The following is a 13,607-nucleotide window of genomic DNA, read 5'->3' on the forward strand; positions in this document are numbered from 1 at the left end:
CTGAATGTTCACCAAGTGAACGTCAGACACTCTAAATATGCGTCCGTCGATGCACAAGAGCGGTCACAGGGTTGACAGCCGGTCCTATAGTGAACTTTGACTTCATAATGTGAACCGAAAGGCCGCTCATGAGTTCGCGTCCCGCCATCGCCTCCGTCCTGGACGGCTTGGTCGACATGCACGTCCACTCCGGCCCCAGCCCGTTCCCCCGCCGCTTCGACCACGTCGAGGCCGCCCAGGACGGCGCCCGGATCGGGATGCGCGCCATGGTCGCCAAGTCCCACCACCACAACACCCAGATGGACATCCTCGCCATGAAGGGACGCCTCGCCGACGTCAAGGCGCAGGCCTTCGGCGGCATCGCGCTCAACAGCACCGTCGGCGGGCTCAACGTCCACGCCGTGCGGATGACCCTGCGCATGGGCGGCAAGGTCGTCTGGTTCCCGACCATCTCCTCCGGCCGGCACATCGACTGCCACCCCGAGGACGGCGCCTTCCCGACCACCACCGTCCCGCTGACGCTGGAGCGCATCGACATCGTCGACGGCGAAGGCGTGCTCAAGCCCGAGGCGCTCGAGATCCTCGACGAGATCAAGGAGCAGCAGGCCGTCCTCAACGGCGGGCACATGTACCCGGAGTACATCCGGACGCTGTTCCGGGAAGCGCACGAGCGGGGCATGAAGCGGATGGTCGTCAGCCACCCGGACTTCGTCATCGGCGCCGACCCGGCCGTGTGCCGCGAGCTGATCGAGCTCGGCGCGTTCATCGAGCACGAGGTCGGCATGTACGACCCCGAAGGCACCCAGAAGTGGGACCCGAAGAACCTGCTGACCTGGATCGAGGCACTCGGCCCGGAGCACACGGTCCTGGCGTCGGACTTCGGCCAGAAGGCCAACCCGAAGCCGGTCGACGCGTGGCTGCGCGTCGGCGAAGCGCTGCTCGACCTGGGTCTGCCGGAGAAGGACCTGCGGCGGATGGTCCGCGACAACCCGGCGTACCTGCTGAACCTCGACGCCTGAAAGGACTCGCCGTGTACGAAAAGGACGATCCCCGCTCGGCGCTGGCCACCGCGGCCCGGCCCGACAGCGGCGCCGCGATCACCGCCGCGCAGTACCTCGACCTGCGCGCGACCCCGGTCGTGCGCGCGCAGAACGTCATCCTCATCCACACCGACGCCCGCGACGGCGACGACCTCGACAACGGCACCCTGGACGGCGAGCTGGCGATCGTCGTCACCGGCGCCTCCCCCGCGTTCACCGTGCTGACCGGCGACGGCGCCACCCGCATCGCCGAACCCGGGCTCGTCGTCGTCCCGCCCGGAGCGTCGCGGATCAGCGTGCACGGCGACGGTCCGCTGGTCCGGCTGGTCGAGGCGACCGAACCGGCCTGGCGGGATCGGGTAGCCAACGCGGACGCCTACGCCGAGGACCACCCGCGCGTGACGCTGCTGGAGCGCTGGCCGGCACCCGCCGAACCGCGTGTCCGCTTCTACCCGCTGTCCGAGGTACCGGACGACCCGAAGCGGTTCGGGCGGATCTTCCGCACCCGGTCGTTCATGGTGAACTTCCTGCCGCTGCAGGACGGGCCGCGCGACCCGCACAAGCTCTCCCCGCACCACCACGACGACTTCGAGCAGCTTTCCCTGGCCGTGCAAGGGGAATACGTCCACCACATCCGCACACCGTGGCTGCCCGACAGCACCACCTGGCGCGAGGACGAGCACGTGCGGATCGGCAGCCCGTCGGTCACGATCATCCCGCCGCCGACGGTGCACACGTCCGAGGCGAGCGACCCGGGTGTGAACCAGCTGATCGACATCTTCAGCCCGCCGCGCGTGGACTTCTCGGAAAAGCCGGGCTGGGTCCTGAACGCCGACGATTACCCGATGCCGCTTTCCGGGGGCTCCGGGTGGCAGAGCCCCCGGCCCGGGGCGAAGCCCCGGATGTCACAGCCGTGAGCGGGCGCACCGGTGGCGGGCTGTTCACCCGCGAAGCCACTCCTGTCGGCACCTGGCTGAAGATCGCCTCGACCGAGCCGGCCGAGATCATGGCGTTCGCCGGGTTCGACTTCGTGGTCGTCGACCTGGAGCACGCACCCCTGGACCTGGTGACGGCGTACCGGCTGATCAACACCGCCGCGGCCTTGGGCATGACGCCGATCGTCCGGGTGCCGGACAAGACGCCGTCGACGATCCAGAAGATCCTCGACGCGGGCGCGATGGGCATCCTCGTCCCGCACGTCGACACGGTCGAAGAGGCGGCCGCCGTCGGGCGGGCGTGCCGGTTCCCGCCCCACGGCGTCCGCGGCGCCGGCGGCACCAGCCGGGCCGGAGCATGGGGACTGCGACCCAACGCCGAGTACCTGGCGACGGGCAACGACGACGTGCTGTGCATCCCGCAGCTGGAGAGCGTCGAGGCGATCAAGGCCGCGCCCGGAATGCTCGCGCTGGACACGGTGGACGCCGTGTTCGTCGGCGCGGCGGACCTGTCGATGTCGATGGGCTCGACACCCGCGTCGCCGGACGTGCTCGACCTGATCGCCTCGGCGATCGCGGCCGCCCACGACGCCGGGAAGCGCTGCGGGCTGGCGTTCGGCGGCGTGCCCGACAAAGCCGCGCAGGCGGTGCGGGACGGCTGCGATTTCGTCCTGCTCGGCAACGACACGACGATGCTGGCGGACGCCGCCCGCGGCCTGGTCCGGGCGTTCCGGGACGCGACCGCATGACGCTGTCCCTGCCGCGCACGGCGTTGTCGATCGCCGAGCCGGACGACCTGGACCACGACGGCGTGGTGCGGTTCGTGCGGGCGCTCGAGGAGTACGGCCACCGCATGGTCTGGATCCCGGAGGTCGCCGGGCGGGAGGCGTTCACGACGGCGGCGCTGGTGCTCGGGTCGACGTCCCGGCTGATCGTCGGCAACGGCGTCGCGCGAGCGCTCGAACGCGTGCCGAAGTCCGCCGGGTCGGCGGCCCGGGACCTCGCGGCGGGCTACCCCGGGCGTTATGTGCTGGGGCTCGGGGTCAGTGGAGCGGTCCGTGAACGCGGGGTCGGACCGCTCCCGTTCCTGCGCGAGTACCTCGACGGCGTCGACAAGGTGGCCACCGGGGTGCCGCGGGTCCTCGGCGCCTACTCGGCGGGGATCACGCGCCTCGCGGCCGAACGCGCCGACGGGCTGATCACGTTCCTCGTCACGCCGGAGCACACCCGCTGGGCGCGGGAGACGGTCGGGGCGGACCTCTTCCTGTCCGTCGTCCAGTGGGCGGTGGTGGGCCGGTCGCGCTCCGCCGCCCGCGAGGTCGCCCGGGATCGGCTCGCCTACTACCTGACGCTCCCCCACCAGATCGCGAAGCTGACCCGGCTCGGCTTCACCGAGGCCGACCTCGCACCACCTGGGTCCGACCGGCTGCTCGACGCGCTCGTCGCGTACGGCACGCCCGGCCAGGTGCGCGAGGCGGTGCGGGCGCAGTACGACGCGGGCGCGACGCAGGTGGCCTTGAGCCTGGTCGGTCCGCTGGACGACGCGAAGCTGGACGCTTACCGCGCACTCGCCGAAGAGGAGAACTGATGCGCACGGCCGAAAAGGTCATCATCACCACCGCGATCACGGGCTCGGTGAACATCCCGTCGCAGAGCCCGTACCTGCCGCTGTCCGCCGACGAAGTCGCCGACGCCGCCCTGGCGGCCATCGAGGCCGGGTCGGCCATCGTGCACCTGCACGCCCGGGAGCCGGACGGGCGGCCGACGCCCGATCCGGACGTCTTCGAGAAGATCGTCGGGCGGATCACCGCGGAGACCGACGCCGTCGTCAACATCACCACGGGCGGCGCGTCCTCGATGACGATGGACGAACGGCTCGCGGCCGCGTATCGACTGCGCCCGGAGCTCGCGTCGATGAACATGGGATCGATGAACTTCGTCTACTCGGGCATCGCCGGCAAGGTGACGGAGTGGAAGCACGACTGGGAAAAGCCGTACGTGCTCAACACCTACTCGAAGCCGTTCGTGAACACCTTCGACAAGATCGAGCACACGCTGCGGACCCTCGGCGAGTCCGGGACCCGGTTCGAGTACGAGTGCTACGACATCGGGCACCTGTACTCGCTGGCGTACTTCGCCGAGCTCGGGCTGGCGAAACCGCCGCTGCTGATCCAGGGTGTGTTCGGCGTCCTCGGCGGGATCGGCGCCGACCACGCGAACCTCGAGCACATGGTCCGCATCGCGGACAAGCTCTTCGGCGACGACTACGCGTTCTCGGCGTTCGCCGCCGGCCGTGACCAGCTGGGCTTCGGCACGCACAGCGCGTGGCTCGGCGGGCACGTGCGGGTCGGCCTGGAAGACAGCCTGTGGATCGGCAAGGGGAAGCTCGCCGAGAGCAACGCCCAGCAGGTCCGGAAGATCCGGGCGGTGGTGGAGGATCTCGGCAAGCCCATCGCCACCCCGGCCGACGCCCGCGCGATGCTGGCACTGCGAGGAGGAGAAGCATGAGCCTGCTGACCGGAAAGGTGGTCCTGGTCGTCGGGGCCGGTTCGGGGATCGGCGCGGACGCGGCGCGGGTGTTCGCCGAGGACGGCGCTTCGGTGATGCTGGTGGCGCGGCACGAGGAGCCGCTGGCGAAGCTCGCTGCCGAGCTCGGCGACTACGACGTCGCGTACACGACGGGTGACGTTTCTTCGGCGTCCGATGTGGACGAGTTCGTCTCGGCGACGGTCTCGCGGTTCGGCCGCCTCGACGGCGCGTTCAACAACGCGGCGATGGGCGGCGGCGGCCGGCTCGACCAGGTGCCCGAAGCGGACTTCGACCGGATCATGGCGGTGAACGTGAAGGGCACGTGGCTGTGCCTGCGCGCGGAGGTCGCCGTGATGGAGCGCCAGGGCGCCGGGTCGATCGTGAACGTCAGCAGCATCGGCGGCGTGCGCGGGAGTTCGGGCATGGGCGCGTACCAGGCGACGAAGCACGCGGTGATCGGCCTGACCCGCACGGCCGCCCACGACTTCGGGCCGCTGGGCATCCGGGTCAACGTGATCGCGCCGGGCCCGACGGAGACCCCGATGCTGGCCGAGCTGCGCCGCACGATCCCGGGCGGCGTGGAGGCCCGCATCGCGGCGACGCCGTTGCGGAAGGTGGGCACCGGGGCGGAAGTCGGCTCGACGGCGGCGTTCCTGCTGAGCGACCGGGCGAGCCACCTGAGCGGAGTGGTCCTCCCGGTCGACGGCGGCTTCACGGCGTAGCTTCGGGTCTGCGGAAAGCTGTGAAGGCCTCCTTCCCGGCCATAAGAGCCGGTAAGGAGGCCTTCACGGCGTTCACGCCAGGTCCGGGATGAGCTCCCCGATCAGCCGGATGCTCTTCAGCACCTTCTCGTGCGGGATGCCGCCGATCTGCTGCAGGCACATCAGCCGGTCGATGCCCAGGTCCGCGTACGCGCGCAGCTTCTTGCGGCACGTCTCCGGGCTGCCCACGATCAGCGAGTCCTGCGCGCTCAGCACCTCGAACACCTCTTCGTCGCGCACCTGCTCGCCCTGGAGGATCCGGGCGATCAGGAGGTTCGCCTCCGACGGCGCGGCCGCCGCCTCGCCGCGCAGGAAGTCGCCCGTGAGGCCCGGGGACTTCATCAGCTCCTCGTTGCGGGCATGGGCGCGCACGAACTCCGTCGCCGCTTCGAAGAACGTCAACGCCGTCACCGTGTACCAGGCCGCGGCCGCCGCCGCGCCGTTGCGCATCGCTTCTTCGTCCGTCTCCGCGCAGTGGACGAACGTGAAGAACCCGACCTGGTCGTTGACGAACGCCCCGACCGGCGCCGTGCATTCCGCCGCCGCCGCGCGGTAGAGGCCGATCAGGCGGCTCGCCCGCTCCAGCGACTCCCACATCGTCGTGCCCAGCACGCCCACCCCGCGACGGCCGGCCTCCTCGAACGACGCCGGGCTCGCCGCCGCCTGCCAGAGCGGCGGGTGCGGCCGCTGCAGCGGCTTCGGCCCGATCGGGACGTCGTCGACGCGGTAGTCGTCGCTCTCCCACGAGAACCGCTCGGACGTCCACATCTTCGGCACCATCTCGAAGGCCTGCCGCGTCTGCGCGCGAGCGTCCTCCGGCTCGATGCCGAACAGGCGCCACTCCGGGATGGTCGACCGGGTCAGGCCGAGCTCCACCCGGCCGCCGCTGAGGTGATCGAGCGTCGCGGCCCGCTCGGCGACGCGGATCGGGTGGTTGAACCGGCCCGGCGCGAGCACCGCGGAGTGCCCGAGCCGGATCCGGCTGGTGCGCTGCGAAAGCGCGGCCAGCACCAGCTCGGGCGCCGACGACAGGCTGAACTCCCCCGCGCCGTGGTGCTCGACCTGCCACCAGCACCCGTAGCCGAGCTCGTCGGCGAGGACGGCCTGTTCGATGGCCTGCCGGAACCGCAGCTGTTCGTGCCCTTCGGGCCACGGCCGCGGGTTCTGGATCTCGTTGAACAGGTCGATCTTCATCCACGGCCTCCGCGTCGTCGGGGTCCCGGAAGAGCAGGCACCGAAAAACCAGACGCCGAGAGCGATTGACTCGTTACCGATGGTCACCCGGACGGAGCAGCTTGGTCACCACGGCACCGGGCCGTCCTCGTTGAGGAACGCGCCGGTCGGTGCGTCCGCTCCCGCGGCGGCCAGGTCGAGGATCACCGTCGCGCCCTGTCCGGCGGTCCGCGGCCCGGTGTGCCCGTTGAGGTCGGTCGCGATGCGCCCCGGCGTCACCGCGTTGACGCGCACGTGGGCGAGCTCGGGACGCGCCGCGAACGCCGTCGCGTAGCGGACCGTGGCCATCACCAGCGCGCTCTTGGCCGAGGCGTACGCGATCGTGTCCGTGGCCGCCGCGAACGTCGAACCCGGTGCCGTCGTCAGCGCCAGGGATGCCGTCGTGCTGGCGACGTTGACGATCTGCGGCCGCTCGGCCGCGCGCAGCAGGGGCAGCAACGTGTGGATCATCGTGACCGCGCCGAACAGGTTCGTCTCGAACGTCCGCCGCGCATCCGCCGCCGTCAGCTCGGCGGGCTCGGTGCGGAAGACCGCACCCGCGTTGTTGACCAGCAGGTCCAACCGGCCGTACCGGCCGCGGATCAGGGCGGCCACCTCGTCGGCGTCCGCCGCCGACGTGACGTCCAGCCGGACCGGCGTGACCGGATCCGGCAGCCGGGCGGCCGCTTCCGCGCCCTTCGCCGGGTCGCGGCTGACGAGCAGCACCGCCCACCCGAGCCGCGCGAGCCCCCGCGCGGCCTCGAAGCCGAGTCCTTTGTTCGCACCGGTCACCAGTGCCACCCGAGAAGTGCTCATGGCGCGAGCCTGGGTCACCGGCGCCGGGCGGACCAGGCCGCGCCAGGGCCACCCGGGCTATCCTGGTGATCATGACGAACCGCCTCGGCGAGTTCCTCCGGGCGCGGCGCGGGCTCGTCCGGCCCGCCGACGCCGGCCTCCCCGACCTCGCCGAGCGCCGGGTGCCCGGCCTCCGCCGCGACGAGCTGGCCGCCCTCGCCGGGGTCAGCCCGGAGTACTACACCCGGCTCGAACAGGGCCGGGACCGGAACCCGTCGGAGCAGGTGCTCACGTCGCTGGCGCGGGCGCTCCGGCTGGACGCCGACACCGAGGCGCACCTCCGGCGGCTCGTCCACCCGCCGCGCGCCGGCGCCGCCGGGCCCGAGCGCCTCGCGCCGGGCCTGCAGGAGCTGATCGACGCCTGGCCGGACACCCCGGCGCTCGTCTGGGGACGGCACCTCGACGTGCTCGCCGCGAACGCACTGGCCGTCGCGCTGGCTCCCCGCTACGCCCCCGGCACCAACCTCTTCCGCTCGTTCTTCCTCGACCCCGCGTCCCGCGCCTTGCACCCCGACTGGGAAGCGATGGCGGGCAACGTCACGGCCATCCTGCGCCGCCTCGCCGGCGCCGCTCCGGACGACCGGCGGCTGACCGGCCTGGTCAGCGAACTCACCGCCGGCAGCACGGCTTTTGCCCGCCATTGGAGCCGCCACGACGCGCGGCGCACGACCACCGCCGTCAAGCGGTTCACGCACCCGACGGCGGGCGAGCTGGAGCTGGCCAAGCACGCGTTCACCGTCCCCGGCGCCGACGAGCAGACCCTGGTGGTCTACCGGGCCGAGCCGGACAGCCCGGCGGCCGCCGGGCTGCGGCGGCTGGCGGCCTCGGCCGTGTGAAGACCGCCGACTGAGACGCCCGTCACGTCGGCGTGGCTGATCGCGCCGGGGTGCCGTCCGCCTGCCATCCTGTGCCGTCAGGAAGACAGGCGGACGGAGGCACCCGTGGGCGTCATCAGCTGGATCGTGCTCGGGCTCATCGCGGGCGTGATCGCGAAGGCCCTCATGCCGGGCAAGGACCCCGGCGGCTGCATCATCACGATCCTGCTCGGCATCGGCGGCGCCTTCGTCGGCGGCTGGGTCGGCAAGACCCTCTTCCACACCGACCTCGGCACTTTCTTCGACCTCCGCACCTGGGGTCTGGCGATCCTCGGCGCGCTGATCATCCTGGTGATCTACCGGATGGCGTTCGGCCGCAGCCGGCGTGACTAGTTGAGGCTGACGCCGTACGCGCTCAGCGCCTCGCCGACCGGCTGGAAGAACGACGTCCCGCTGCCCTTGCCGGACGTGATGCCGAGGCCGACGCTGCCGGCGAACAGGCAGCCGCCCGAGTCGCCCGGGTTGACCAGCGCGTTGGTCTGGATCAGCTGCGACACCGAACCTTCGGCGTAGTTCACCGTCACGTTCGTCCGCGTGACCGAGCCGGACGTGAGGTGCGTGGTGCTGCCGCTCTTGCTGATGCGCTGGCCGACCGTCGCGGTGCCGGCCGAGCTGATCCGCTGGGTGGAGCCGTTCCACAGGGTGACCGCGCCGGGTGCGCTGCCGGTGGTGTTGCGGATCAGCCCGTAGTCGTTGCCCGGGAAGCTCGAACCCTGCGACGGGCCGACGTTCCACTGCGACACCGCGCGCGTGCAGTGGCCGGCGTCGACGATGTAGTTCACGCCGCCGCGGTTGGTGTTGAAGCCGGCCGAACAGCGGGTGCCGCCGCCGGTGATGGCTTCGCCGTTGTAGATCGCGGCGTGCAGCTCGCCCGCGACGCGCTCCACCCGGACGCGGTCGCCGAGTGCGGAAGCGGCTTTCAGCAGGGCGTCGGTGCCGCGCGCCGCGTCCGCCACGGTAAGCACGACCTGGTTGGTCTTCGGGTCGAGGCCGATCGACGTGTGCGCGACCGCGGGCAGCGCCTGCAGGGCGTCCTGCGCGCCCGCCAGAGCCGCGCTCGAGTGCTTGACCAGCCGGGCCTGCGCCCCCGTGAGCCGGACCCGGTCGGCGGCCGCCTGGTCGAGCACGTTCACCACGGGCTTCGCGGCCGCGTCGAGGTAGCCGTCGACGGCTAGCGAGCCGAGCGCGGCGGTGACCTGGTGCAGGGTCTCCGCACTGGCGGCCTGGGTCCGCAGGAACGCGACGGCGGCGGATTCGCTGATCCCGGCGTCCGCCGCGAGGGAAGCGACCGCGTCGCGTTGCACGTCGGGTGAGTAGCCGTCGATGGTGACGGCGGCGGCCGGGCTGGTCAGGAAGCCGGCGACCGCGGCGGCGGCCACCAGGGTGGTGGCGGAGCGGGCGAGCAGGTTTCTTGTGCGCATGCCGGGTACTCGCTTTCACGAGGGAAACCGGCGCGAGGGATGGCCACGCCGGTCGCGATGGGATCCGGTGTTCCGGTGCGCCCGAGGGTGATCCGTGGCCGGGACCGGCGGTACCGACTTTCGTCGGACAGGACAAAAGATAGGTACCGGACAAATCACCCCGCGCAAGTAACCGGACAGCACCGCGACCGGACCACCCGGGACGCGTGGTCTGTCCATTCAGGACGAACGCGGCCTCGACCCCATCGCCGCGGCGAAGAAGGTTCAGTCTCCGGCGAGTTCGGCCCAGACGGTCTTGCCGGCGTCGTGCCGCCACTGGCCCCAGTCCCGGCTGCACGCGTCGACCAGCATCAGGCCCCGCCCGCCCTCGATGTCCGGCGGCCGTGGCCGGGCCGGCCGGGGGCTGGCGTCGGTGACCTCGAACCTCAGGTGCCGCGCCGCCCGGACGAGCCGCACGCGGATCGGGGCGGTGCCGTGGCACAGCGCGTTCGAAACCAGTTCGTCGAGCACCATCACCGCGTCGGCGAGGCGCTCCGGATCCAGGCCGGTCAGCAGACCCTGGGCCCACTCCCGGACCTGTGCCGGCTGGTCGGTACCCGTGCCGAGCTCGCGCGTCGGGATGGTTCTCACACTCCTTCAAACCAGTGTGGCGTACCCACTTCCGGTGGACCTCAAACAACCCACGGCGGGGAGCACGCCGCCGGTCCCTGGGTGGCAGGATGTGCCCGGTGAGCATGCGCGCCAGGAACAACGTCGTCGTCACCGGCCGCGAAAACGGGCAGGTGGTGCTGCTGGCCCACGGCTTCGGCTGCGACCAGAACCTGTGGCGCCTCGTCGTCCCCGCCCTCGCCGAGCAGTACCGCGTCGTGCTGTTCGACCACACCGGCGCCGGGCGCTCGGACCTGTCGGCCTGGACCCCGGAGCGCTACGGCACGCTCGACGGGTACGCCGACGACGTCCTGGCCCTGTGCCACGAACTGGACCTGACCGACGTCGTGCTCGTCGGGCACTCGGTCAGCGCGATGATCGCGGTGCTGGCCGCCAACCACGAGCCGGACCGGTTCGCGAAGCTGGTGCTGCTCACGCCGTCCCCGTGCTACATCGACGACGAGGACTACCGCGGCGGGTTCAGCCGCGAAGACATCGACGAGCTCCTCGAGGCACTGGAGTCGAACTACCTGGGCTGGTCGGCGGCGATGGCGCCGGTGATCATGGGCAACCCGGACCGCCCGGAGCTGGGCGAGGAGCTGACGAACAGCTTCTGCCGCACCGATCCCGCGATCGCGCGCGTCTTCGCTCGGGCCACGTTCCTCTCCGACAACCGCGCCGACCTGGCGAAGGTTTCCGTGCCGACACTGGTCGTCGAATGCGCCCAAGACGCCATCGCGCCGCCGGAAGTCGGCCGGTTCACCCACGAGAACATCGCGGGCAGCCGCCTGGTGACCCTCGACGCGATCGGGCACTGCCCGCAGTTGAGCGCCCCCGAAGCCACCGTGGCCGCGATCACTGGGTTCGTGAGCGGCCCATGATGTGCGAAGCCGATGCCGGCGACCGGGAAAACGCGGACCCCGCGTTTTCGGCACTTCTGGAGGACAGCGCGGAAGACCTCTACGAAAACGCCCCCTGCGGGTACCTCTCGACGCTGCTGGACGGCACGATCGCGAAGATCAACGCGACGCTGCTCGGCTGGCTGGGCCACGACCGGGAGGAGATCGTCGGGCGCCGCCGGTTCTCCGACCTGCTCACGGTCGGCGGCCGGCTGTACCACGAGACGCACTTCGCGCCGTTGCTGCGCATGCAGGGCGAGCTCGGCGGCGTCGCCTTCGAGATGAAGACGGCGAGCGGCGGCCGGCTGCCGGTGCTGGTGACCTCGACGGTCAAGACCGGCTCCGACGGCGAGGCGCAGCTGATCCGCACCACGGTGTTCGACGCGAGCGACCGGCGGGCCTACGAGCAGGAGCTGCTGCGGGCGCGCGACGAAGCCGAGCGTGAACGCGACCGGGTGCAGCGGCTGGTGAAGACGCTGCAGCAGACGCTGCTGCCGCCCGCGCTGGCCGAAGTGCCCGGGATGCAGGTGGCGGCGTACTACCACCCCGCGTCGGCCGACCAGGTGGGCGGCGACTTCTACGACCTGTTCCCGATCAACGACGGCACGTGGGGGTTCTTCCTCGGCGACGTCTCGGGCAAGGGCGCCCCCGCCGCGGTCGTGACGTCGCTGGCGCGTTACACGCTGCGGGCGGCCGCGGTCCACGACCCGGACCCGACCGTCGCGCTCGGCACGCTCAACACGGTGCTCAGCCAGCAGTTCCGCGGCACCGATCCGCGCTACTGCACGGTGATCCACGGCCGCATCCGCCCGCACGGGGACAGCGCCACGCTCACCTTGGCCGGCGGCGGCCACCCACCGGCGTTGCTGATCCGGGCCGACGGGACGGCCACGTTCGTGCCGATCCGGGGCGGCCAGCTGGTCGGCGCCCTGCCCACCGCGCGCTTCGCCGCGGTGGACGTGCGCCTGGAGGCCGGCGACGCCGTGCTCCTCTACACCGACGGGCTGACCGAAGCCCGTACGCACGGCCGCGCTCGCTACAGCGAGGAGCAGCTGCGCGCGGACCTGACCGGCTTGGCCCCGGCCACCGCTCCGGCGGTGGTCGAGGCGGTCACCGACCTGCTGGCCGGCTTCGGCGACGGCGTCGAGGACGACACCGCCCTGCTGGCGTTCAGCATCCCCCAGTCCGGAGGCGACCAGCCATGACGAGCGCTTTCTCGACTTCGACCGAGCCGGCGGCCAGCGGCCCGGTCCTGACCGTCCGCGGCGAGCTCGACGTGGCCACCGCGCCCCGGCTCCGCGCGCACATCGCCGGGCTCACGCTGACCCCAGGGCAGCTGCTGGTGGTGGACTTGGCGGACGTGAGCTTCTGCGACTCCAGCGGCATTTCGGCGCTCATCGCGGCGCGCAACGTCGCCGAGGAAGCCGAGGCGAAGGTCGCGCTGGTCGCGGTTCCGGCCCGGCTCACGCGCACCCTCGCCCTGACCGGCCTGGCGGACTTCTTCCCGACCTACCCGACGGCCGAGGACGCCATCTCCGCCCACAGCTGACCGGTGCTTCGCTTCAGAGGCAAGGCGGCCGGTAGCCGTCGACGCGCAGACCGCGGAACTCGAGCCGGTTGGGTGTCTTGCCCACGAAGACCAGGCCGCGAGCCTCGGTCAGCGCCGACGCGAACGAGTACGCCGGGGTGCCCAGCTCCGGCAGCGACGTCCACGCTTCGGGCTGGAAGCCGAAGAACTTGCTGACGAGTTTCCCGCGGGTCGAGGGCACCAGCGTGAGCCACTTGTCGCCGCCGCTCCAGTGGGAAGCCGGGCGCAGCTGGACGTAGAGGTCGTCGGTCGCGCTGTAGGTCAGCCAGAAGCCGGCCGAGCGGGAGAGATCCGCCTGCGCCTCGAACTGGTTGCCGAGCCACACGACGACCACGTGCCACTCCGGGTTGAGGAACGTCACCTTCGCCGCGTACCGGTGGCCTTCGGGGACGAGAAGGCTCCCGGTGGGCGGGACGGTCGTGCCCTCGCCGCTGGCGAGCCACTGCTGCAGCCGGTCGATCGACGGCGTCGAGCATTCGCAACCGGCCCGCGGGGACGCGTTCGCGGGTGGACTGACCAGGGAAAACATCAGAAGGGATGCGAAGATCGCGAGCGTCCGGGCGTAGGCGAGGCGCATGCCGGGAAGCTACCAGAACGGGTGTGCTCCGCGTCACGGAATGCGCGTCGATCTTGGGCGCTACAGAGGGTAGGAACCGTACGAATCCCTAGGGAGGGCCATGTCCGCCACGACCACGCCGGCCGAACCGTCCACCACCCCGGTGGTGCCCGCGCTCGACGACTTCGACTTCGAGCTCACCGACGGCGCGGCCTGCCGCATCGACGACCCGGACTGCGAAGCCTGCCAGTGAGCCGGCGTCCCCGGTGCGGACCTCTCCGCGCCGGG

At 71.5% G+C, this 13,607-nt stretch carries 17 protein-coding genes; 12 read left to right on the top strand and 5 right to left on the bottom strand.

All coding sequences use genetic code 11. From position 1 onward, the window contains the following. Positions 1-128 precede the first annotated feature (128 nt). The 6 genes from ACZ4TR_RS12960 to ACZ4TR_RS12985 are packed head-to-tail and all read left to right on the top strand — an operon-like array spanning position 129 to position 5,226. Complete coding sequence (locus tag ACZ4TR_RS12960; RefSeq protein WP_465287190.1) at positions 129-1,019, top strand: DUF6282 family protein; 891 nt, start codon at positions 129-131, stop codon at positions 1,017-1,019. 11 nt (positions 1,020-1,030) lie between these two features. Further along, on the top strand, positions 1,031-1,957 hold the full coding sequence (locus tag ACZ4TR_RS12965; RefSeq protein WP_465287191.1) for a cupin domain-containing protein: 927 nt from the start codon (positions 1,031-1,033) through the stop codon (positions 1,955-1,957). Further along, a complete protein-coding gene (locus ACZ4TR_RS12970) occupies positions 1,954-2,724 on the top strand; it encodes an HpcH/HpaI aldolase family protein (protein WP_465287192.1) in 771 nt (256 codons plus the stop codon). Before ACZ4TR_RS12965 ends, ACZ4TR_RS12970 begins: the two co-directional genes overlap by 4 nt. After that, positions 2,721-3,563, top strand: coding sequence for an LLM class flavin-dependent oxidoreductase (locus tag ACZ4TR_RS12975; RefSeq protein ID WP_465287193.1), 843 nt, complete (start codon positions 2,721-2,723; stop codon positions 3,561-3,563). The genes ACZ4TR_RS12970 and ACZ4TR_RS12975 overlap by 4 nt, the downstream gene beginning before the upstream one ends. Beyond that, positions 3,563-4,483: a 3,5-dioxohexanoate:acetyl-CoA acetone transferase gene (gene kce, locus ACZ4TR_RS12980; RefSeq protein WP_465287194.1), complete on the top strand. Its 921-nt coding sequence runs from the start codon at positions 3,563-3,565 to the stop codon at positions 4,481-4,483. The genes ACZ4TR_RS12975 and kce overlap by 1 nt, the downstream gene beginning before the upstream one ends. Continuing rightward, a complete protein-coding gene (locus ACZ4TR_RS12985) occupies positions 4,480-5,226 on the top strand; it encodes an SDR family NAD(P)-dependent oxidoreductase (RefSeq protein WP_465287195.1) in 747 nt (248 codons plus the stop codon). The genes kce and ACZ4TR_RS12985 overlap by 4 nt, the downstream gene beginning before the upstream one ends. Before the next feature lie 72 nt (positions 5,227-5,298). Here ACZ4TR_RS12985 and ACZ4TR_RS12990 read toward each other — a convergent pair whose 3' ends face one another. Further along, entirely contained in the window at positions 5,299-6,459 is a 1,161-nt protein-coding gene (locus ACZ4TR_RS12990) for an LLM class flavin-dependent oxidoreductase (protein WP_465287196.1), read from the bottom strand. Between the two features lie 105 nt (positions 6,460-6,564). Further along, positions 6,565-7,293: an SDR family NAD(P)-dependent oxidoreductase gene (locus ACZ4TR_RS12995; RefSeq protein ID WP_465287197.1), complete on the bottom strand. Its 729-nt coding sequence runs from the start codon at positions 7,291-7,293 to the stop codon at positions 6,565-6,567. A 71-nt stretch (positions 7,294-7,364) separates the two neighbouring features. Here ACZ4TR_RS12995 and ACZ4TR_RS13000 point away from each other — a divergent pair, with 71 nt between their 5' ends. Both ACZ4TR_RS13000 and ACZ4TR_RS13005 read left to right on the top strand, forming a co-directional pair. Further along, a complete protein-coding gene (locus ACZ4TR_RS13000) occupies positions 7,365-8,168 on the top strand; it encodes a helix-turn-helix domain-containing protein (RefSeq protein WP_465287198.1) in 804 nt (267 codons plus the stop codon). Positions 8,169-8,273: 105 nt separating this feature from the next. Next, positions 8,274-8,540 (top strand): GlsB/YeaQ/YmgE family stress response membrane protein, encoded by a 267-nt coding sequence (locus tag ACZ4TR_RS13005; protein ID WP_364525507.1) that lies wholly within the window; start codon positions 8,274-8,276, stop codon positions 8,538-8,540. On the opposite strand, the gene ACZ4TR_RS13010 is transcribed toward ACZ4TR_RS13005, so the two are convergent. After that, on the bottom strand, positions 8,537-9,628 hold the full coding sequence (locus ACZ4TR_RS13010) for a S1 family peptidase (RefSeq protein ID WP_465287199.1): 1,092 nt from the start codon (positions 9,626-9,628) through the stop codon (positions 8,537-8,539). The two genes, ACZ4TR_RS13005 and ACZ4TR_RS13010, sit on opposite strands and share 4 nt — an antisense overlap. A 264-nt stretch (positions 9,629-9,892) precedes the next feature. Continuing rightward, positions 9,893-10,258: an ATP-binding protein gene (locus tag ACZ4TR_RS13015; protein WP_465287200.1), complete on the bottom strand. Its 366-nt coding sequence runs from the start codon at positions 10,256-10,258 to the stop codon at positions 9,893-9,895. Positions 10,259-10,356: 98 nt separating this feature from the next. Here ACZ4TR_RS13015 and ACZ4TR_RS13020 point away from each other — a divergent pair, with 98 nt between their 5' ends. From ACZ4TR_RS13020 to ACZ4TR_RS13030, 3 genes are read left to right on the top strand one after another with little or no spacing between them, the layout of a single operon-like run. Continuing rightward, entirely contained in the window at positions 10,357-11,157 is an 801-nt protein-coding gene (locus tag ACZ4TR_RS13020) for an alpha/beta fold hydrolase (protein WP_465287201.1), read from the top strand. Beyond that, on the top strand, positions 11,157-12,380 hold the full coding sequence (locus ACZ4TR_RS13025; RefSeq protein ID WP_465287202.1) for a PP2C family protein-serine/threonine phosphatase: 1,224 nt from the start codon (positions 11,157-11,159) through the stop codon (positions 12,378-12,380). Before ACZ4TR_RS13020 ends, ACZ4TR_RS13025 begins: the two co-directional genes overlap by 1 nt. Next, the gene (locus ACZ4TR_RS13030; RefSeq protein WP_465287203.1) at positions 12,377-12,724 is read left to right on the top strand and encodes an STAS domain-containing protein; all 348 of its coding nucleotides are present in this window, start codon (positions 12,377-12,379) and stop codon (positions 12,722-12,724) included. The genes ACZ4TR_RS13025 and ACZ4TR_RS13030 overlap by 4 nt, the downstream gene beginning before the upstream one ends. Before the next feature lie 13 nt (positions 12,725-12,737). On the opposite strand, the gene ACZ4TR_RS13035 is transcribed toward ACZ4TR_RS13030, so the two are convergent. Beyond that, positions 12,738-13,340, bottom strand: coding sequence for a hypothetical protein (locus ACZ4TR_RS13035; protein WP_465287204.1), 603 nt, complete (start codon positions 13,338-13,340; stop codon positions 12,738-12,740). A 100-nt stretch (positions 13,341-13,440) separates the two neighbouring features. On the opposite strand from ACZ4TR_RS13035, the gene ACZ4TR_RS13040 reads away from it, so the two are divergent. Beyond that, positions 13,441-13,572, top strand: a complete 132-nt coding sequence (locus tag ACZ4TR_RS13040) for a hypothetical protein (RefSeq protein WP_364525487.1) — start codon at positions 13,441-13,443, stop codon at positions 13,570-13,572. Positions 13,573-13,607: the final 35 nt, after the last annotated feature.

The organism is Amycolatopsis sp. NPDC028719, assembly GCF_055565395.1.